The organism is Salinimicrobium gaetbulicola (assembly GCF_042676025.1).
Taxonomy (GTDB): Bacteria; Bacteroidota; Bacteroidia; order Flavobacteriales; family Flavobacteriaceae; genus Salinimicrobium; species Salinimicrobium gaetbulicola.
Genome location: NZ_JBHTJP010000032.1, coordinates 119,755 through 142,157, shown reverse-complemented (window position 1 = coordinate 142,157; position 22,403 = coordinate 119,755). Strand labels below are relative to the sequence as shown.

Genomic DNA, 22,403 nt, shown 5'->3' with positions numbered 1-22,403 from the left:
ATATTGGTACAAACTACAGTTTTATATAAATTGTAAACTTTATGGATCGCTTTCTTAAATATATCTTCTTCTCAGTCATTTTGCTTCAGATGTCTCAAATGTGGGGTAAGACTCTGAAGGTTTGTGCAACCTGTGAGCATACCAACATTTCAAAAGCAATTGAAGCAGCGGAAGAATACGATACCATTTTCATTAAGAAAGGAACTTATTACGAATACAATATTGCTGTAACCAAGCCTCTTACGATAATTGGAGAAAAAGGAGCCATTATAGACGGGAAGGATCAGGGAGAGATCATTACAATTCAGGCAGACCATGTCACGTTAAAAGGCATTAAGATCATTAACGTTGGGACCAGTTACACCACAGATTATGCAGCCGTCCGTGTGGTTAAAAGTGCTGATTTTTTGCTGGAAGACCTTACTCTAGAACGACTTTTCTTCGGAATTTATCTCGAAAAATCTAAGAACGGAAAGGTCCTCAATAACCGCATTTTTGGAGATGCAGTGAACGAATATAATTCCGGTAACGGAATCCAGTTGTGGTATTGCCAGGACATAACCGTAACCGGAAATGAGGTGAGGAATGTAAGAGATGGTATCTACCTGGAGTTTTCTGACGGAATTATAATAGAAGACAACAAGAGTATTGACAACCTGCGATATGGTTTGCATTTCATGTTCTCCAATAATGACATTTACCGCAGAAATATTTTCCAGAACAACGGTGCGGGAGTCGCGGTCATGTTCTCCAAGCATATAGAAATGAGAGAAAATATCTTCCGCGAAAACTGGGGAACAGCGGCATTCGGCTTGCTGCTTAAGGAAATAAACGATGCTGAGATCGTCGGAAATGTTTTTAAAAAGAACACCGTCGGGATCAATATTGAAGGTTCAAACAGGATCAATTATGAAAACAACGATTTCAGAAATAATGGCTGGGCAATAAAAGTTCGTGGGGCTTGCTACACCAATATTTTTAAGAACAATAATTTCCTGTACAACTCCTTTGATATTTCCTATAACAGCAAATTGAACGATAACGAATTTTCTAAGAATTTCTGGAGTAATTATACCGGATATGACCTGGACAAGAATGGCATTGGAGATGTTCCTTACCGTCCTGTTAAACTATTCTCCTATATAGTGAACAGGACTCCCGAGACAATTATCCTGCTACGTAGCTTATTTATTGACATCATAGATTTTTCAGAAAAAGTATCACCGGTTTTCACACCCGATAATTTAGTGGATGAAGAACCGAGAATGAAGGCAATCGACCATGATAGAAATTAAGGATTTACATAAACGTTATTCCAAGAACAAAGTTTTAAAAGGAATAACCTTAGAGATCGAAAAAGGGGGGATTTTCGCGGTTCTTGGGCCTAATGGTTCGGGAAAAACGACCCTCATAAAAAGTATTTTAGGAATGGTGATCCCTGATAAAGGAAGCATCAGCCTAAACGGCAAGAACATTAAAGGAGATTGGAAATATCGCAACGAGATAGATTACCTGCCTCAAATAGCCAATTTCCCTAACAACCTTTCGGTCAATGAACTTATAAAAATGATCAAGGATCTGCGTTCTTTTAAAGGCAATGAAGATCAACGCCTCATTGAACTTTTCAAACTACAGCCTTTTCTAAACAAGAAACTAGGAAACCTTTCCGGAGGAACCAAACAAAAGGTAAACCTTGTACTTACCTTCATGTTTGACAGCCCTTTGATCATTCTGGATGAACCAACTACCGGTCTTGATCCAATCTCCCACCTACGGTTGAAGGAACTTATAAAAGCCGAAAAAGCGAAAGGAAAGACCATTTTGATCACCTCCCACATTATGAATTTTGTGGAAGAAATTTCAGATGAGATCGTATTTCTGTTGGAAGGTAAGATCTATTTCAAAGGATCCATCCAGCAACTAAAAACCAAGACCGAACAACCTGATTTTGAACACGCCATAGCCTCAATATTATCTTCTAGTTATGCTTAAAATATTAAAATACAGTTTCTTTGATCTAATGCGTAGCCGCTGGAGCTATGTGTATTTCTTCTTTTACCTGCTGCTGGGGGTCGTTTTATTATTTCTGAATAATGATCTTTCAAAAGCGGTGATCACTCTTATGAATGTGATCATCATCCTGGTACCTCTAATAGGAACCATTTTTGGGGTCATGTATTATTATAACTCAAAAGAGTTTACCGAATTATTGCTGGCACAACCTTTAAAACGCCGCTCTATCTTTTTGGGACAATACCTCGGGGTGGCGGTATCACTCTCTTTAAGCCTCATTATTGGACTTGGAGTTCCCTTCATCTTTTACGGGCTTTTTCAGTCAGCCGCGATCTGGGATTTTTCACTTCTTTTGATTACCGGAACTTTCCTGACTTTCATTTTTAGTGCCCTGGCATTTAATATTGCGTTGTATAACGAGAACAAGATAAAGGGCTTTAGTTATGCCATCTTATTATGGTTGTTTCTGGCTGTGATCTATGACGGATTGTTCCTGATGTCATTAGTGCTTTTTGAGGATTATCCGCTAGATAAATTTTCTCTTATCGCGACTATGTTCAATCCTATTGATCTCTCCCGCATCCTGATCTTATTGAAGCTGGATATTTCGGCATTAATGGGGTATACAGGTGCAGTTTTTCAGAAATTTTTCGGAACAAATCTTGGATTGATCATTTCTTTGAGCGTTTTATCTCTCTGGGTGTTCTTGCCGGTATTTAACCTTAACAGAAAATCTAGAAAAAAAGACTTTTAACCCTTTATTAGTCATTGTTTAACAGCGTCTTACGGTAAATTATCGGAATCCTTTTTTAACTTAAGAAAAAGAAATTCTAACCAGAAAAACCGATTAAGATGAGAAATCAGGAGTTATTAAAAAGTCTTTCAAATTGTATCAATTATTGTAACTGGTGTGCAGATGCCTGCCTGGATGAACCCGATGTAAAGAAAATGGTCAAGTGTATAAGAACAGACAGAGCGTGTTCTTATGTTTGTGCTGCTCTTGCCAACATCATGGAAACCAAATATGACAATATTCAGGGCCTGGTAGACTACTGCAGGCAAATTTGTGAAGACTGCGCTAAGGAATGTGAGCAACATGAAGCAGATCATTGCAAGCAATGCGCGAAGGCATGTCGAGAATGTGCTGAGGCCTGCAAAAATTACGCGGCTTAAATAAAAATAAAAGGAGGCAAAAGCCTCCTTTTTTATGTCTTCTTTTCTTCGGCCCGGCCATAAACCATGTTTAAATGATGTAAAGCCTTGATCTGTTTGTCATCGGGTAATTCTGATTTTCTGAGTCTCCACGTCCAGTTACCTTCCATACTTCCGGGAACGTTCATGATCGCCTCTCCTCCCAGCCCAATAATATCCTGCATGGGAATTATAGCCAGGCTCGCGACCGATCCTAATGCCATTCTATGAAAAACCTTATGAATGTTCTTATCTGAGACGAAGATCCCGGTATATTCTTTAACATGTAGTTTCACTTCTTTTCCGGTGGTTTTAAACCAGCCTCTGGTGGTATTGTTATCATGCGTTCCAGTATAGACCACGTTATTAGGCAAATGATTGAAAGGCAAATAGGGATTCTCTGAATAATGATCTCCAAAAGCAAACTGCAGGACTTTCATTTTTGGGAACTCAAACTTGTCCAGCAAGTCATAAACCGGCTGATCCAGGGAACCAAGATCTTCAGCAATAAAAGGCATTTCAGGAAACTCTTTTCTCAATACCCTGAACAGGTCAGTTCCCGGAGTGTTTACCCATTTCCCTTTAATCGCTGTTTTCTCGCTTGCCCGGACTTCCCAATAAGCTGAAAATGCTCTGAAATGATCAAACCGCACTACATCGAACAACAACAAATTTTGCCTGAGCCTGGCAACCCACCATTCAAAATCATTGCTTTTTAAATGCTTCCAGTTATAGACAGGCGTGCCCCAAAGCTGTCCGGTTTTACTGAACAGGTCAGGCGGAACACCCGAAACATGGGTTGGGTTTTTATCTTCATCCAGCTTGAAAAGATCCGGATTTACCCAGCAATCGGCACTGTCATGGTTAATATAGAAGGGTACATCTCCAAAGAATTTGATATTTCTTTTATGTGCCTCGGCCATAAGGTCCTTCCATTGTGAAAAGAACAGGTGTTGAATGAATTTTTCTTTAATGACAGGTTCTTCCAGTTCGGCATGTGCCTTTTTCAGAGCTTTCGGCTCTCTGTCTCTTAATTCATCCGGCCATTCAAGCCAGCTTTTCCCGTCAAATTTATTTCGCAGTGCCAGATATAGACAATAATCATCCAGCCAATAGGCATGTTCCTTTTGAAATTCTTCAAATTTCGGATCTTCCTGCTTTTGTTTTCCGAACTTTTTCCATGCTTTCGCAAAAAGCTTTTCTTTGAAAGGTTCTACTTCGGAAAAATTGACCTTTTCAGGTCTGCTTTTTTTAGGAGCATTAATGTCCTGAGAGTCTATATAACCAGTTTTGACCATGAGATCAGGACTTATTAATAACGGGTTTCCCGCGAATGCAGAATGCGTACTGTAGGGGGAATGATTATAGATCTTATCTGTTGGGTTCAATGGAAGTAATTGCCAGTAGCGATTTCCCGAGGCCTCCAGGAAATCCAAAAAATTATAAGCCTCCGGCCCCAGGTCTCCAATTCCGTAAGGCCCGGGTAAAGAAGTGATGTGCATCAATATTCCGCTACTTCTTTCAATTTTCATCTTCATAGAAGTTGGTTAAAAGGGCCACCGGAAAATCCCCGAAAAGATCTTTCACAGAAAACTCAGCCGGATTATCCCATGTAGCCTGGGTATAAATATTTTTCCAGTTACGTGGATACCATGAAGGAATTGAAAGAACAGGCTCATTTTCAACAGGGGTTTTTAAAGCCAGGTCATCTTTAAAAATGCTTGTGACCATAACAGGTACCACTATCAAATACCATTTCTCCCCTTCCTTTCTTACAAAAGCGACCACTTTATCTTCAAATTTTTCATTTAAAGTTACCGGCAAATACTCTCCTTTTAAGAAAACTTCGCTGAAGTTTCGCCTTTCATCCAGCGCTTTGTGAAGACAGTATAATTTGATCTTTCCTGTGGTGAATTTATTTCGGAGGGAGTTGAGTTCCTGTTTAAGTTTGTCCTTAGGAAGTATCATCAATTCATATAAATATTCCTTTCGCAGCTGAAAGTTCACGGGTCGACGGTTGTCAGGGTCTACATAACTCAGATCCCAAAGTTCTGTTCCCTGGTAAATATCGGGAATACCCGGGGCCGTAAGCTTAATAAGACACTGCCCCAGGGACTTTAATGCTCCGTAACCCATTATTTTTTTCTGAAAAGTCAGGAATAAGTTCAGAAATTCTTTTTCATTCAAAAGATTTGTCACAAAATCAAAAACCTCTTTTTCATAAGACTCATCAGGTTCTGTCCAAGAAGAATGAACTTTAGCTTCCCGTAGTGCTTTTTCAAGGTAGGCATGTGTGCGCTTGATGAACTCTTCCCCAAACTCCATCTTAAAAGGGAAAGACCCAACCAGCATTTGAAAAATAAAATATTCTTCGTTAGCATCGGGAATCCCATTTTTCTTGATCTTATTTGCAACCTTACTCCATTCTTCAGCTTTTTCCAGCCACTCTTCCCCTAGTTCACTCAAAACATTGATCCTCATCCTGGCATCTTCTCCTCGTTTTGTATCATGAGTAGCCGTAGCGTTAATGGATAATGGAAACTCTCTTTTACGTTGTTCCATTTTTTCATGAAAGCCGTCTATCGACAATCCAAAATTCTGGGGAGAGTCCCCTACTTCATTGTGTGAGATCAACCGGTTGAAAATATAAAAACTGGTATCTTCAACCCCTTTTGCCGCCAGCGGACCGGTGAATTGCTGGCAGCGCTGTAGAAAGTAGAACATATTGTCAGTATCTCCCGAGGCTTCACCAAGGAAGATCTCCTTTAATATCTTCAATTCGGTCTTCAGATCTTCGGAATATTTCAAAGCTGTCTCACAAGCAGTTTCGATGAACTTCTTTTGCTTCTTTTTTAAAGGAAATTCCTCCGGATATATCCTGTAAACCGGAAATGCTGCTAAAAAGGCTCCGAGAGCTTCCTTGACCTTCTCAGTACGGTTTTCAGGAGCAAGAAGGCCAAGTTCGTCCAGGAGGCTCCAAAGGTTTGAGAATTCTCCTCCCATTCGTTCCTTGAGAATAAAAAGCTTTTGATTATACACCAACTGCTCATACTCGTTCTGTTCCGGATTTATCCTATCGTAGTAATCTGAAAACATTTTTTCCTTGCTGTGGTCTGTAAATAGCTGATTTACTTCAGCAAGAAACCCATATCCACTGGTTCCCTGAACCGGCCAGTTACGAGGGAGTTTTTCATCCCATTCCAGGATCTTCTCTATAATCAGGTAAAAATCGTAACCCACTAATTCCCGAAGATCTTCAAGATACTTCACAGGGTCAAAAAGGCCGTCAATATGATCTATTCTGAGACCATTTATAAAACCGGCTTCAACTAACTGATGAATGAATTCATGATATTCCTTGAAGACTTTTTCATCTTCCATTCGCAGGCAAATGAGGCCGTTGATGGTAAAGAACCTTCGGTAATTGATCTCCTTTTCGGTCTTTTTCCAGTCTGTAGGTCTAAAGAACTGAAGATCTAAAATTCTTTGCATCTCTTCTTGCGAAGAGTTTATTTTTTTCAAGGTGCTTTGTATGGACGTGTCCAATTCGTGGTCTGCCTGAATATTGATCAAAAAAAGGTTTTTGAGATCGTGCCATTCCTTACCGCCAGCTTCATAACTTCTAAACTCCTCGATCCATTTTTCATTTTCGGTCTTTGAAAGGATCTCAAAATATGTTTCAGCCGATGCAGGATATGAATTGTCATAATATCTGAAACAAAGTCCTGTCTGTGCCAGTTGCAGTTTCAGCTCTTTCTTCTCCCGTACTTCATTCAAAGGGTCTCCTAAGAAAGGAGCCATCAGTTTTTCGCCTTTTTCCCAGTCAATATCAAAAAACTTATAATATTCGGATTTGGGCCCCAATTCAAAAATATCTCTTAACCATTGATTCTCGTTGTCAAAGGCCATGTGATTAGGAACTATATCCTGAAGCCAGCCCATTTTTTTCTTTTCAAGCCATTCACTGATCTTTCTGAAGGTTTCCAGTTTTCCTATCTCGGGATTAAGTGACAAAGGATCGGTTATGTCATAACCATGCGTACTTCCTGTTCTGCTTTTGAAAAATGGAGCTGAATAAATGGTTGAAATTCTGAATTGCTCCAGGTAATCAAGGATCTTTTCGAGATCATCAAACGTGAACTCGGGAGAGAGTTGTACCCGGTATGTAGCCGTTGGGCATTTCATTCTATTACAAGGTTAACTGATTCCTCTAACTGCTTAAAAGCGTTACTCCAATCCTTCGCAGCCTGATCTCCTGCGTCAGCCTCGCTCATCTTTTCTGCTAAATGTTGTTCTTTGATCCCAAAAATGATATTCTGAGCCTCCCATTTTTCTGGATCCAGGGGAGTTTCCTTTATAAGACCCAATAATTGATTAATAGTATGTAACAGTTCCAGATTTTCAGGCTCTTCCTCCAGTTTTTTGACAAGCTCCGTCAGACGTTGATCCATTAAATAATCCAGTGTAACAAGATCAAGATTTGCGTCAATAGCCACAGCCGACTTTAGTTGTTTGTCAAGTTTTCGGAAACTAAGTTCCTTTCTTTTTAATTCAGTCACCAACCGGTTATTCACAGCCATTTCTACTGGCATTTTCAACCTTGCCGGCACTTCCATATTTATTTCCTGAAAAGTCTTCAGCAAAGTATACGTATTGTCATAGAGTTGCTGCATGGCTCCCTCGGCTCCGGTAAGGTTCTTCTCCATCATTAATTTCATGATCTGGTGCTGCTCATCCCTGAACAGGTGCCAGAAGGAGTAATTGTGATTCCCGAAGTGAACATCCATCAGGTTAAAGATCTCATACACATTTCCCTGCTCGAAGAATTGAGCCATTTTGGTGTGCAGCTCCTCAAGAGCTTCTGTCCCCATGTACTTACGAACACCCCCAAACAGGTGATGTTCTCCCAAATGAAGCACAGCATATGAAATATCCACTTTTTCCCAGGTTATATCAGACCGAAACTCAGTACGGCCCACGATCAGTTTTTGTTTACCGGCCTCATAATAATGACTGGATTTGACCGCCGCACTGAAGTTATAGAGAGTAACCTCTTCAGGAAACTCTTCGAAAAGGGAAGAGATCGCGTAATGCGCCCCGATCCTTATCATATCCAGCTCCATAGGTTTAACTATCTGTTCGTAAGCCTTCAATGCGTTGCCATACTTCGGAATATTACTCGGGATCTTCCGAAGCGATTCCACAAAATCGGCTTCATAGTCCAGGCCGCTTACTTCTTCAGCAAGCTGTATGGCACGGGTGGCGTAAAATATATCCTGCATAGATTCAATACCGGTGACCTCGTCAAAGAACCAGCCGCAACTAGTATACATCAACATAGAGTGGTATTGCATTTCCAGGAGTTTGAGAAGTTTCACTTTATTTTCTTCGGAAAGATCTTCGCCAAAATTATCTTTTAGAAATCCTGATACATTATCATTACTGCGGTCCAGTATCACCCTGATATATCCATTCCTAACGTCCCATGGATTAGAGGTGTGATCTTGCATTTGCTGCTCATACAGCGTAATAAGCTTTTCCCTCACCTTGTCAAAAGCCTCTCTTAAAGGTTTACGCCATTTCTGATTCCAGTCGGGGTTTCCACCGGTATTACATCCGCAGTCACTTTTCCAACGCTCCACCCCGTGGTAACAACTCCAGGAGGTATTTTCAATGATCTCTGCCTCAAATGCCGGCGGAAATTTCTCCAGGAATTCCCCATAAACAGTCAGGTTTACATCTTCCTGCTTATCTATAGAGTCCAGACAGTAAGACAGAGCCATTTCCCCCAGGCCGTGATGATGGCCGTAACTTTCCCCGTCTGTCGCGATATGTACGAGTTCCAGATCATCATTGTCTGAGAGGAGATCTTTAAGCCGATTTGCGAAAAGGGCCCCATCATTCAAAAGTCCTTCAAAGGCAACACCCTGAGAAGCAGGACCGTCATAAAAAAAGAGCGCGATCTCCTTACCCGAAGGCAATTTGCAGGCATATGCTTTTTTTGTATCGACCTTTGCATTTGTCGCATCTTTCCATTCTTTGGTTCCCAATTTTCTTACCCTTTTGGCCTGATAAGGTGAAAGTATCGTAAACTTGATCCCATGTTTCGCCAGCATCTCCAGAGATTCTGTATTGGCCGCAGTTTCGCCCAGCCACATTCCTTCCGGGTGACGTCCATATCGAGATTTAAAATCCTCGATCCCCCAGATGACCTGGGTTTCTTTATCCCTCTCGTTTGCCAATGGCATGATCAAGTGATTATAAGCCTGCGCCATAGCCGAACCATGTCCTGAAAAAGCTTCCATACTATCTTTGTCGGCCTGTAAAATAGCTGCATAGGTCTCGGGAGCTTCATTTTCCATCCATGCCAGCAAAGTTGGCCCGATGTTGAAGCTCATCCGGGAATAATTGTTCATGATAGCCTCTATTTTCCCGTGATCATTTAGAATACGGGATGCCGTATTTCTTCGATAACACTCTTCGTTGATCCTGTAATTCCAGTCATGATATGGATACGCAGATTCCTGGATCTCAACTTTGTTCAACCATGGGTTTTCTCTCGGAGGTTGATAAAAATGCCCGTGAATACAAATATATTTATTGCTCATTTTTATGATATTTTGAGGGGGAAATGGGAATTTTACAGGCCTGTAAACCCCTATAAAAGATATATTTAAATCCTCAACATGACAAGGACTTTAGTAAATTTTATAAATAACAAAAGAACTTGCCGGGACAGAACTTGATCGCGAATTAACTTCCTCCTGGCCTCCCCAATTTTTATTAGACGAGGAAATTATTAGTTCTATTTTATCATTTTCGGATTCTTTCAAAGGAATGGTACTCTTTCCAAAGTTATAAAGCGCCTTCAGCTTTCCGTTATTATCTTCGGAAGTAACCTGCAGCCAATTATTCTCTTCGCTGAAATCAACTTTTCGTTCGCCTTCCAAAAATGCCTTAAAATTTCCCTCTTTCCGAAGCCTGATCATTTCTTTATAGAATTCAAAAATGTGTTTTTTAGGATCTTCCTTTTCAAATTCCCAGTTCAATTTGGAACTCTCAAAGGTTTCTGAAGATTGCGGATCTGGGAAACTTCCCTTGGTATGAAAAAAGTATTCAAATTCCCTTTTTCGGCCCTTCTGGACAGCTTTCACCAATTCAGGATCACCGTGACTTACGAAATACTGGAACCTACTGGTCTCGCCAAATTCCTCTCCCATGAAAAGCATAGGCACATAAGGTGAGAAAAGGAGCAAGCCTGCTGCCAGTTTCAATTCTTCAAAGGAGACGAGTTCTGCCAGCCGTTCCCCGAGAAGCCGGTTTCCGACCTGATCATGATTTTGAATACAGGTAACGAATTTTTCCGAAGGAATACCTTTAGGGCTGTTCCCTACTTTTTTCTTCCTAAAAACAGAATAGATACCGTCGTAAATAAACCCCTGTTCAAAAGACTTGGCCAAAAATTCCATTTTTCCGAAGTCTTTATAATATCCTGCGTTTTCCCCGGTAAGTACGGTGTGAACCGCGTGGTGAAAATCATCAACCCATTGTCCTTCGAGACCGTAACCTCCCTTCTTGTAAGAAGTGACCAGGCGGTTATCATTGAGATCACTTTCAGCAATAAGAATATATCGTTTCCCGGTCTTTTGTTCCAGGGAATCAACTTCTAAACTTAATTCCTTTAAAAAATGTTTTGCGCCACGGTCAATGATCTCATGCACGGCATCCAGGCGCAGGCCGTCAAAATGAAATTCCTCCAGCCACATAAGGGCGCTTTGAATAAAGAAACTCCGAACATGGTCTGAATACTCATCATCAAAATTTACCGCGCTGCCCCAGGGCGTATGGTATTTATCAGTGAAATAAGGACCAAACTGTGACAGGTAATTGCCTTCAGGACCAAGGTGGTTATACACTACATCAAGCAGGACCGCGAAACCTCTTTTGTGACAGGTATCGATAAGGGTTTTTAGTCCGTTAATGCCACCGTAGCTATCCTGCACGGCATATGGGTAAACCCCGTCATATCCCCAGTTACGGGAACCGGGGAATTGAGCTATTGGCATTAATTCAATGGTATTTATGCCTAATTCTTCCAGGTGATCCAGTTTTTCAATAATGGCTTCAAAACTTCCTTTTGAAGTAAAGGTTCCTACGTGAAGTTCATAAATAAGCATTTCAGAAAGTTCCCTGCCTTTCCAGGAGTCGTCTGTCCAGTTAAATTCTGAAATGGGAATCTGTGACCAGGAATGCACACCTTCCGGTTGGGATCTGGAAGCAGGATCGGGAAAGGTATCTTCTTCATCAAGCCTGATCCTATAAAGGGATCCCGGAGCTGCTTTATCGGTTTCGGTTTCCCAGTACCCTACCTCATCTTTTTGCAGGTCGAGTAGCTGGTTTTGATCCTTCAGAAGTACCTGGACTGCTTCCGCGAAAGGTGACCAGACCCTGAATCTTATTTTACCGTCTTTAATTTGCTCAGCTCCTACTTTCTTTTCCATAAAATCCTTCCGCATTAATGCAACACCAAATACTCTTTCAAAACTAAGAAGGATAAGACGGAACCTTTAATGTTTAATAGTTTTTTAACTAAGGAATCACAGCTACTTGCCTAAATTTAAGTGATTTAGAAAACCTGAGTCAGAACACATGTCCCTCCCCGCGTCAGGTAAATTAGCAGTTAGATTTATTAAAAAAAGTTACATGAAGCTAGAAGGTCATAAGAGAGTTAGTATTAGAAATGTTTTACCTCAGATAGATTGCGGAAGATATCCTATAAAAAGAATAATCAATGAAGAAATAAAGATCCATGCCGACATTTTTGGTGACGGTCATGACAAGGTAGATGCCATCTTGCTTTTCAGGGAAAAAAAGAAAGGCCGCAAGAGCGTAAACGATTGGCAGGAAAAACATATGGATTTTGAGGGAAATGATCACTGGACCTCAACTATACAATTCGAAAATACCGGCACCTACGAATACACTATCGAAGCATGGGTAGATCATTATGCGACCTGGCAAGAAGGTTTACAAAAAAAGGCAGCTGCCAATCAAAATCTTCGAACCGAATTACTCATAGGGGCCGAATTCATGGAAGATGCACTTACACGAGCTTCGGAAGAAAATAAAAAGAAACTTGAAAACTGGATCGAACTACTCAGGGAAGATGAACAGGAGAGCCTGGCGATTTCAGATGCTCTGAGTGATACGGCGTCGCAAGTCATGTATGAATGTCGGGATCCTAATAAAGCATTTTATTATGACAGGATCCTGGAAGTACGGGTGGAGCGAAAAAGAACTCTCTTCAGTGCCTGGTATGAATTCTTTCCACGATCAGCTTCTCCTGAAAAAGGCCGACACGGAACTTTCAAGGATTGTGAGAACGTATTACCTGAGGTCGCAAAAATGGGATTTGACGTAGTGTATTTACCTCCTATCCATCCCATTGGCATGAGCCATAGAAAGGGTGTGAACAATGCTACCGAAGCTGAAGAAGGAGATCCAGGTTCTCCGTGGGCCATTGGTGGTAAAGAAGGCGGGCATAAGGCCATTCACCCTGAATTGGGAACTATGGACGATTTCAAGAACCTCGTTGAGAAAGCCAAAAGTCACAACATTGAGATCGCTCTGGATTTTGCAATACAATGTTCACCAGATCATCCATATGTAAAAGAACATCCGCAGTGGTTCAAGTGGCGACCAGATGGGACAGTACAATACGCTGAAAATCCTCCGAAAAAATATCAGGATGTCCTACCGGTGAATTTTGAAACTGAGGATTGGGAAAATCTCTGGGATGAATTAAAAAGTATCGTGGAGTTCTGGATCGATAAAGGGGTCAAAATCTTCAGGGTAGATAATCCGCATACCAAGACCTTTCTCTTCTGGGAATGGATGATCAAAGAGATCAATGCGAAGTATGACGGGATCATTTTCCTTGCGGAAGCCTTTACAAGGCCCAGGGTTATGGAGGAACTGGCAAAGATCGGATTTAACCAATCTTATACCTATTTCACCTGGAGGAATACAAAAGAGGAATTCATTGAATACCTTACCCAGCTTACCAAAACTGAAGTCAGAGAGTATTACCGACCTAACTTTTGGCCCAACACCCCCGATATACTTCCCATTTCCCTGGAAAATAAGCACGAGCCTTCATTTTTGATACGCCTGATCCTGGCCGGAACCCTTTCTTCTAATTACGGGATCTACGGTCCTGTTTTCGAATTCGGGCTCAACGAAGCATATCCCGGGAAGGAAGAGTATACGCATTCAGAAAAATACCAGATCTATCATTGGGACTGGCATCGCAACACCAGGATCAAAGAAGCCATTAGTATCCTCAACCGGGTACGGAATGAGAATTCCGCTTTACAAACCACCTGGAATATTGAATTCTGTGATACAGACAATGATAATATCATATGCTACTCTAAAGTGGATCAGGAAGAGACCAACAAGCTGATCATTGTAGTAAGCCTGGATCCTGATCACAGCCAGGCAGGCTGGGTAAAGGTTCCGATTGACCTCCTTAAAATTGGAAATCCCGCATTGTATGAAGTTACCGATCTATTGACCGGAGCATCATATAACTGGAAAAATGAATGGAATTATGTGGAATTGCATCCGCAGAATATCCCGGCGCACATATTAAAACTGGAAACCAAAAAACATTGAGAAAATTAATCCACCATGGTCAAACCAACATATTCAGAAGATCAGGAACACTGGTATAAAGACGCAATAATATATGAACTACACGTAAAAGCCTTTTTTGACAGTGACGGGGATGGCGTGGGCGATTTTGAAGGCCTGCTTCAGAAACTCGATTACCTGGAGGATCTCGGCGTAACTGCAATCTGGCTCCTGCCTTTCTACCCTTCCCCTTTAAGGGACGACGGTTACGATATTGCAGATTATTACACCATCAATCCATCTTACGGAGATCTGGAAATCTTTAAAAAACTTATTAAAGAGGCTCATAAACGTGGACTAAAAATCATTACTGAATTGGTTATCAATCACACTTCAGACCAGCATCCATGGTTTCAGAGAGCCAGAAACGCACCCCCGGGATCTGACGAACGCAATTACTACGTTTGGAGTGATGACCCTAATAAATACAAAGATACCCGGATCATTTTTACAGATACCGAACCTTCGAACTGGACTTGGGATCCGGTGGCAAAACAGTATTTCTGGCACCGATTCTTTTCCCATCAACCCGATCTGAACTTTGATAATCCCCAGGTTCAAAAAGAGGTATTTGACGTTCTGGATTTTTGGTGTGATATGGGTGTTGACGGTTTCAGGTTAGATGCTGTGCCCTACCTTTTCGAACGTGAAGGCACCAATTGTGAAAACCTTCCGGAAACGCATGAGTTTCTAAAGAAATTAAGGGCGCACGTAGATAAATACTATGACAATAAATTACTGCTGGCAGAAGCTAATATGTGGCCGGAAGATTCCGCGGCATATTTCGGGGATGGTGATGAGTGCCATATGAACTACCACTTTCCTATAATGCCCCGCATGTTCATGTCGGTAAAAATGGAAGATAGGTATCCTATCATGGATATTATTGACCAGACACCTGAAATACCTGATTCATGTCAATGGGCCATTTTTCTACGGAACCATGACGAGTTAACCCTGGAAATGGTGACCGATGAGGAAAGGGATTATATGTATAAAGTGTACACCAAAGATCCTCAAGCGAAGATCAATGTGGGAATTAGACATAGGCTGGCACCTCTGCTGGAGAACAATCGCAATAAGATCGAATTATTGAACATCCTCTTATTTTCACTTCCCGGCACCCCGGTGATCTATTACGGAGACGAGATCGGGATGGGAGACAATTTTTATCTGGGTGACCGCGACGGAGTCCGCACTCCTATGCAATGGACAGCCGATCGCAATGCGGGTTTTTCTACAGCAAATCCGCATAAGCTTTATCTGCCGGTGATCATAGACCCGTCTTACAAATATGAGTCGGTCAATGTGGAGACTGAGCAAATGAACTCCTCTTCCCTGCTCTGGTGGATGAAACGTATCATTAGTATGCGTAAAAAATTCAAAGCCTTCGGCCGTGGGGATATTATTTTCCTTTCTCCAAGTAACGCCAAGATCATAGCATATACCCGAACTTATGAAGACGAAGATATCCTGGTGCTGGGCAACCTTTCCAGGTTTCCGCAGGCAGCAGAATTGGATCTTGAGCCATATGAGGGATATGTACCGGTTGAAGTCTTTAGTCACAACAAATTCCCGCAGATCACCGACCATCCTTACCTGTTCACCATGGCACCACATGGATACTATTGGTTCCAGCTTCGGAAGGAAGAAGGCTATGTAGAAAAAACGGAAACTCCGGTATTACAGGTATCCGAATGGGAACAATTATTTATGAATAAGACCAAAGACCGACTGGAAAATTATGTTCTGCCCGGTTATTTAAAAACATGCCGATGGTTTGGCGGAAAATCCAGGGTGATCCAGAATATTTCGATCGTCAACAAAGTAAAGATACCGGTGAAGAATCTTCCGGCAATGCTTATTACCTTTGAGATAAACTACAATGATGGCCTTCCGGAAATATACCAGCTTCCATTAGGTTTCATTTCCCAGAAAAAAGAGGAAGAATACCGGGAAGTCCCCAATAAAGGTATCATTGCCAAACTGGAAGTCGAAGGTAAAGACGGTTACTTGTTTGATGCGGTGTATAGCGAAAGTTTCAGGAATGTACTTTTCAGAAATATTAGAAAAGGTAGACGTCTTAAAAGTGGTAAGGGCAACCTGGTTTTTTATCACGGTGAAAATGAACTGGAGGGCGAACCCAAGATCATTCATTCCAAAATTCTGAATGCCGAACAAAGCAATACGTCACTAATTTTTGAAAACAAATATTTTCTTAAACTCTATCGGAAACTGGATGATACCATTAATCCTGACCTGGAGATCACCCGTTATCTCACTGAAAAAACTGAATACAAGAATTCACCCCGTTTTGTAGGTGCTATTGAATATGAGGCTGAGAAGAAAAATATAATTGTTTTGGGTATGATGCAAGATCTCATTCCTAATCAGGGGGATGCATGGGATTACACAAAAGATGCTTTAAAACGCTTTTTTGAAAGAGTACTTACCAGAAACAAGGAACACGAATTTGAAGATATTGGCAGTGATCTAACTCCCATAAACTTTGAAGACCTTTCGGAAAATATGCAGGACCTGTTGGAAATGATATTTCCGGAAAGGATCTATTTGCTAGGACAACGAACAGCTGAAATGCACAAAGCCCTGGCAGAACACCCAGAAGAAAAAGACTTCGAGCACGAACCGTTTTCGTTGCATTATCAGCGGTCTTTATTTTCTTCCCTTCAGTCACTAACGAGGAATGCTTTCCAGAACCTTCAGAAGAACATGCGAAACCTTCCTGAAGATGTCCAACCCGAAGCCAAAGAAGTCCTCGAAATGAAGACTGATGTACTGAAGTGCTTCAAAAGGGTATTTGACCATAAGATCCCTATTATGAAGATAAGAACACATGGTGATTATCACCTGGGACAGGTCTTATGGACCGGAAAAGATTTCGTGATCATCGACTTTGAGGGAGAACCCGCAAGATCATTCAGTGAAAGACGCTTAAAAAGGTCCCCGTTAAGGGATGTAGCGGGAATGGTTAGATCCTTTCATTATGCCGCCTACAGCATTCTTTTAGATTCAGAATTTCAACAACAAACAAAAGAGGGAGGACTGGACAATTGGGCTGAAACCTGGTATTACCTGATCACCCGAATGTTCCTTAAAGGATACTATGACCACGTAGGTGAAAACAATTTTATTCCGGAGGATGAGGCCGACATAGAGATCTTAATGGAAACCTTTTTACTCGAAAAGGCGATCTATGAACTGAATTATGAACTCAATAACCGCCCTGACTGGGTAATGATCCCCCTTAGAGGAATTAAATCAATCGTAAGCAGATACAATCATGGCTAAGAAGAAAGAAAATAACGATACAGATAAAGGAAATAAAAAGAAGGCAACGTCTCCAATAAAAGGGCGTGTTTCAAATTCTAAAAAAGAAGCCCCGCCAAAATCGGGAGCCGTTAAAGGACCTAAAGGCGTGGGTGAAAAAAAAGCCGCGTCTAAACCTGGTTTAAATCCTTCTAAGGAAATTGATGCTAAAACCACCGATAAAAAAATGACCGGAGATAAGGCTGAATCAGCTACCGAAGAAGTCGAGAAAAAACAAAATGGCGATAGAAAAGTTCCTCGTAAGATGTCCCGCCAAAAACAAGACCCGTCAATTAGTGCCGAGGAAAAAATGAAATTACCCAATACTTCGGTGACCGAGGACCTGAAACAAAATGCCGAATTTCTGGCAAATAAGCTGAAAAGTGAACTACCCGCTGGAGAGGACACCAAAAAGAATATCGAAGATATGGTTAAGGAAATGGTGCCCGAAACCGATGATCTTAAAGAGGCTATTGACAAATTGACCGAGAGTCTTTCCGGGGCTCCCGAAAAAACTAAAGAGCTACTGAGTAAAATAATCCCCGCACAGCACGATATTGAAGAAGCGGCAGAAAGGTTAAGGGCTGCAGGCAGGGAAGCTATTACTTCAAAAGAAGAACAACCCGGGTCAATAGATAAGCCTGTTGAAGCAACTTTAATAACAGATTTTGACGTTCATCTTTTTAAAGAAGGAAAGCACTTTCATCTTTATAAGAAATTCGGTTCTCACCTAATGGAATACATGGGTACCAAGGGCGTATACTTTTCCGTATGGGCTCCGAATGCCCAAATGGTTTCTGTGGTTGGTGATTTCAACAACTGGAACCGCGAAACGCATAAGATGAAATCCAGGTGGGACCATTCAGGGATCTGGGAAGTTTTTATACCTGAAGCGAAAAAAGGAAGTTTATATAAATATTTTATTCGCTCAAATAGTGATTACGAAGCCGAAAAAGGGGATCCGTTCGCATTTTCATGGGAAACTCCGCCTGATACGGCTTCCATGGTCTGGGATCTTGAAAATACCTGGAACGACACCATCTGGATGGAGGATCGAAAAAAGAAAGCAAAAGAGGCTCAGCCATATTCGGTTTATGAAATACACCTTGGTTCCTGGAAACGGGTTCCCGATGACGGCTTTAGATCATTATCCTACAGGGAACTGGCAGAGGATCTCCCCGCCTATTTGAAGGAAATGGGATTTACTCACGTGGAATTCATGCCGGTTATGGAACATCCCTTCTTCGGATCCTGGGGATACCAGATCACAGGATATTTCGCTCCTTCCAGCAGATTCGGGACGCCTCAGGATTTCATGTACCTCATTGACAAGCTTCACCAGGCTGGGATCGGGGTAATCCTGGACTGGGTTCCCTCCCATTTCCCTTCAGACCTTCATGGGATTCACTATTTTGACGGCACTTATCTTTATGAACATGCTGATCCAAAAAAAGGTTTTCACCCTGACTGGCAAAGCTATATTTTCAATTACGGAAGAAATGAGGTGCGCGCATTCTTGATCAGTAACGCCCTTTTCTGGCTGGATATGTTCCATGCCGATGGTTTGCGGGTAGATGCCGTGGCATCCATGCTTTATCTGGATTATTCCAGAAACGAAGGAGAATGGGAGCCAAATGAGTTCGGGGGTAGGGAAAACCTGGAAGCTATCAGTTTTTTGAAGGAATTTAATGAAACAGTTTATAAGGAATTTCCCGATGTGGTGACCATCGCCGAAGAATCAACCGCGTGGCCAATGGTTTCTAAACCCACCTATGTCGGTGGGCTTGGTTTCGGAATGAAATGGATGATGGGCTGGATGCATGACACCCTGGAATACTTCAGTAAAGATCCTATTCACCGGCGTCATCATCAAAATACTATCACTTTCAGTTCTAATTACGCATTTTCAGAAAACTTCATGCTGCCATTATCCCATGACGAAGTTGTATATGGGAAAGGCTCTATTCTAAATAAAATGCCCGGAGACGAATGGAACAAATTTGCTAATTTAAGGACACTTTATGCCTATATGTACGCGCACCCTGGAACCAAGCTTCTATTTATGGGATCTGAATTTGGACAACCTTCAGAATGGAACCATGATTCCAGTCTGGAGTGGCATTTAACCAATGAACCTTTACACAAAAAGGTGCAGGCAGCTTTAAAGGAATTGAACCGCCTATACAAGTCTGAACCCGCACTTTATGAAAAATCATTCTCCAATGAAGGTTTTGAATGGGTAGATTTTAACGATGACGAAAACAGTATTATCAGTTTTCTTCGGAAAGGTAAAGACCCTAAAGAAAATTTGATGGTAGTCTGTAATTTCACTCCTGTTCCCAGGGAAAATTACAGGATAGGTGTTTCCGAAGAAGGGCAATGGAAAGAGATATTTAATAGCGACAGTGAAGAATTTGGTGGCAGTAATGTCAAAAACTCTGATCTTATAGAATCTCAAAATATTCCGGGTCACCACAGAGACCATTCCTTATTACTTACACTTCCGCCAATGGCTGTTATTTTTTTAAAAAGATTATAACAGATTATTGAGAAAATTGCCGGCCAAAAAACGTAATTTAGGAATTCATGAATGATAGAAAAACCATCCTCCAGGACAGCAAATTTTCAGTGCTCGATCTTGTACCGGTTGTTGAGGGAAATACTATTGGTAATTCTTTTAAAAATACAATTGAATTAGCTCAACACTGCGAAGATCTTGACTTTTCCCGTTTTTGGATTTCAGAGCATCATAACACAGGGAGTCTAGCCAGTTCTGCCACGGCAGTACTTATAGGAAATGTCGCCGCCAATACCAGTTCAATAAAAGTGGGGTCGGGAGGAATTATGTTGCCTAACCATTCTCCGCTTACAGTCGCTGAACAATTTGGAACACTGGAAACTCTCTTTCCCGGAAGAATTGATCTGGGGCTGGGAAGGGCTCCGGGAACCGATCATCACACCGCCGGGGCGTTGCGAAGAGGGCACATTGAGACGGTAAAAGATTTTCCACGTGAAATTCAGGAACTCCAACGGTATTTTTCAAAAGAAAATAAAAATGCTCCCGTAAGGGCTATTCCGGGAGAAGGACTCGAAATTCCTATCTATCTTTTGGGATCAAGTACTTTCAGTGCTCAGTTAGCCGCCATGTTAGGATTAAAATATGCATTTGCGAGCCATTTTGCACCTGCCCATCTGCATGAGGCACTTCAGCTTTACCGAGATAAATTTAAAAATGTAGGAGGACAAAAACCTTATAGCATAGCCTGTGTGAATGTAATTGCGGCCGATACTGATGAAGAAGCCGAATTCCTTGCAAGTAGCCAAAAGCAATTTGCTTTGGGAATCATTCGGAATCAGCGAAACCCTATGCCTCCACCTGTAGAAAACATGTCAGGTATTTGGAATCCCGAAGAAGCAGCTGCAATTTCCCAAATGATGCAATACAGCTTTGTGGGTTCACAAGAGAGCATTGAAGAAAAATTAATTGATTTTATTTCAGAAACCGGAGTGGATGAGATCATGGTCGTATCACATATCTATGATCATGAAAAACGCTTAAGGTCTTATGAACTGCTCTCAGAACTTAAAAAACCTGTTAAGGATCCATTTTTTGATTCACAACCTCCCCCACTTAATAAATAAAAATATATGAAAAATGTAAAAGCTTATGCGGCGCATGCTGCTGAAAAAGACCTCGAACCATTTACGATCGACCGCCGAGAGCCGGGTCCTGAAGATGTTGAGATCGAGATATTGTTTTGTGGGATTTGCCATTCAGATATTCACACCGCCCGAAATGAATGGGGAGGTACCACCTATCCGTGCGTTCCGGGACATGAGATCGTAGGAAAAGTTACCCGGGTTGGTGAAAAAGTGAAAAACTTTAAAGAAGGAGATACCGTAGGGGTTGGATGTTTTGTGGATTCATGCGGGCACTGTAAGAGTTGTGAAGAGGATCAGGAACAATATTGTTTAAACGGGTTTACGGCCACCTATAATTCCCCTTCAAGAGTTGAAAAGGAGGTAACAACCTATGGAGGTTATTCCACGCATATTGTAGTCAAGGAAGATTTTGTCCTATCAATTTCAGATAGATTACCGTTAAATGCGGTTGCTCCTTTATTATGTGCAGGAATTACTACTTATTCCCCGTTGCGCTACTGGAATGTCAAAAAAGGAGATAAAGTAGCCGTGGTAGGACTTGGTGGCCTTGGACATATGGCAGTAAAACTGGCGGCTTCTATGGGCGCAGAAGTTTCAATGCTTAGCCGCTCTCCGGAAAAGGCAAAAGATGCCGAAAAACTGGGAGCTCACAATTTTGAACTTACTACCAATCAAGAAAATCTGGAACGAATGGCAGGTTCCTTTGACCTTATTATCAATACCGTCTCTGCCCAACATGATTACAATATGTACCTGAACTTACTAAAAGTAAATGGCGTAATGGTATTATTAGGGGTTCCGCCTGAACCTTCTGAAGTACAGGCTGGTCAATTGATCATGAAAAGAAGAAGCCTGGTAGGGTCTCTTGTAGGCGGAATTAAGGAGACCCAGGAAATGCTGGATTACTGTGCAAAACACGGGATCGTTTCAGATGTTGAAATGATCAACATCGATCAGATCAATGAAGCCTATGAACGCACTCTGAATTCAGATGTAAGATATCGTTTCGTTATTGATATGAAATCATTAAAAAACGGGAAAATTCAATAAATTTATAATCTAACCAAAACCAATAAAATGAAAAGAAAAGCTACTGCCGTTTGGCGCGGAACTTTAAAAGAAGGAAAAGGACACCTTTCAACTCAAAGCGGGGTTCTTGATCAAACCCCCTATAATTTTAGAATGAGATTTGAAGATGAGAAAGGTACCAATCCTGAAGAATTGATCGGGGCTGCCCATTCTGGTTGTTTCACAATGCAATTATCGGCCTACTTAACAGAAAAGGACTATAATCCTGCAGAACTTGAAACCAAAGCTGAGGTTACCCTTGAAGATGGTACCGTGAAGTCTTCTCACCTTACTTTAACTGCAAAAGTTCCGGGAATTGGCAGGGAATTATTCGATGAACTGGTGACAAAAGCCAAAGAAAATTGTCCGATATCTAAATTATTGAAGGCAGATATCTCAGTGGAAACAACCCTGAATAACTAAATCGTATTCCTTTAAGATTTAAT

General features: G+C 41.5%; 14 protein-coding genes. 10 read left to right on the top strand and 4 right to left on the bottom strand.

What is annotated here, in order from left to right; genetic code table 11:
* The first annotated feature begins 41 nt into the window (after positions 1–41).
* The 4 genes from ACFQ1G_RS02140 to ACFQ1G_RS02125 all read left to right on the top strand — a co-directional run bounded on the left by ACFQ1G_RS02140 (position 42) and on the right by ACFQ1G_RS02125 (position 3,186).
* Complete coding sequence (locus tag ACFQ1G_RS02140; protein ID WP_380736613.1) at positions 42–1,295, top strand: nitrous oxide reductase family maturation protein NosD; 1,254 nt, start codon at positions 42–44, stop codon at positions 1,293–1,295.
* A complete protein-coding gene (locus ACFQ1G_RS02135) occupies positions 1,282–1,992 on the top strand; it encodes an ABC transporter ATP-binding protein (RefSeq protein ID WP_380736612.1) in 711 nt (236 codons plus the stop codon). The genes ACFQ1G_RS02140 and ACFQ1G_RS02135 overlap by 14 nt, the downstream gene beginning before the upstream one ends.
* On the top strand, positions 1,985–2,767 hold the full coding sequence (locus ACFQ1G_RS02130) for an ABC transporter permease (RefSeq protein ID WP_380736611.1): 783 nt from the start codon (positions 1,985–1,987) through the stop codon (positions 2,765–2,767). The genes ACFQ1G_RS02135 and ACFQ1G_RS02130 overlap by 8 nt, the downstream gene beginning before the upstream one ends.
* A gap of 98 nt (positions 2,768–2,865) precedes the next feature.
* Positions 2,866–3,186 (top strand): four-helix bundle copper-binding protein, encoded by a 321-nt coding sequence (locus ACFQ1G_RS02125; protein ID WP_380736610.1) that lies wholly within the window; start codon positions 2,866–2,868, stop codon positions 3,184–3,186.
* 32 nt (positions 3,187–3,218) lie between these two features.
* Here ACFQ1G_RS02125 and malQ read toward each other — a convergent pair whose 3' ends face one another.
* The 4 genes from malQ to treZ all read right to left on the bottom strand — a co-directional run bounded on the left by malQ (position 3,219) and on the right by treZ (position 11,705).
* Positions 3,219–4,742 (bottom strand): 4-alpha-glucanotransferase, encoded by a 1,524-nt coding sequence (gene malQ / locus ACFQ1G_RS02120; protein ID WP_380736609.1) that lies wholly within the window; start codon positions 4,740–4,742, stop codon positions 3,219–3,221.
* On the bottom strand, positions 4,726–7,389 hold the full coding sequence (treY, locus tag ACFQ1G_RS02115) for a malto-oligosyltrehalose synthase (protein WP_380736608.1): 2,664 nt from the start codon (positions 7,387–7,389) through the stop codon (positions 4,726–4,728). Before treY ends, malQ begins: the two co-directional genes overlap by 17 nt.
* Positions 7,386–9,812, bottom strand: coding sequence for a DUF3536 domain-containing protein (locus ACFQ1G_RS02110; RefSeq protein WP_380736607.1), 2,427 nt, complete (start codon positions 9,810–9,812; stop codon positions 7,386–7,388). Before ACFQ1G_RS02110 ends, treY begins: the two co-directional genes overlap by 4 nt.
* A 90-nt stretch (positions 9,813–9,902) precedes the next feature.
* Positions 9,903–11,705, bottom strand: a complete 1,803-nt coding sequence (treZ, locus tag ACFQ1G_RS02105; protein ID WP_380736606.1) for a malto-oligosyltrehalose trehalohydrolase — start codon at positions 11,703–11,705, stop codon at positions 9,903–9,905.
* Between the two features lie 202 nt (positions 11,706–11,907).
* Between treZ and ACFQ1G_RS02100 the strand changes: the two genes are divergently transcribed.
* From ACFQ1G_RS02100 to ACFQ1G_RS02075, 6 genes are all read left to right on the top strand, one after another.
* Entirely contained in the window at positions 11,908–13,881 is a 1,974-nt protein-coding gene (locus tag ACFQ1G_RS02100; protein WP_380736605.1) for an alpha-1,4-glucan--maltose-1-phosphate maltosyltransferase, read from the top strand.
* 15 nt (positions 13,882–13,896) lie between these two features.
* On the top strand, positions 13,897–17,208 hold the full coding sequence (gene treS, locus ACFQ1G_RS02095; protein ID WP_380736604.1) for a maltose alpha-D-glucosyltransferase: 3,312 nt from the start codon (positions 13,897–13,899) through the stop codon (positions 17,206–17,208).
* A 649-nt stretch (positions 17,209–17,857) separates the two neighbouring features.
* Entirely contained in the window at positions 17,858–19,765 is a 1,908-nt protein-coding gene (glgB, locus tag ACFQ1G_RS02090; protein ID WP_380738436.1) for a 1,4-alpha-glucan branching protein GlgB, read from the top strand.
* Between the two features lie 47 nt (positions 19,766–19,812).
* Positions 19,813–20,868 carry an LLM class flavin-dependent oxidoreductase gene (locus ACFQ1G_RS02085; protein ID WP_380736603.1) on the top strand — a complete coding sequence of 352 codons (1,056 nt, stop codon included), beginning with the start codon at positions 19,813–19,815 and terminating at the stop codon, positions 20,866–20,868.
* A 6-nt stretch (positions 20,869–20,874) separates the two neighbouring features.
* Complete coding sequence (locus ACFQ1G_RS02080; protein WP_380736602.1) at positions 20,875–21,939, top strand: NAD(P)-dependent alcohol dehydrogenase; 1,065 nt, start codon at positions 20,875–20,877, stop codon at positions 21,937–21,939.
* 27 nt (positions 21,940–21,966) lie between these two features.
* Positions 21,967–22,380: an OsmC family protein gene (locus ACFQ1G_RS02075; protein WP_380736601.1), complete on the top strand. Its 414-nt coding sequence runs from the start codon at positions 21,967–21,969 to the stop codon at positions 22,378–22,380.
* Positions 22,381–22,403 lie beyond the last annotated feature (23 nt).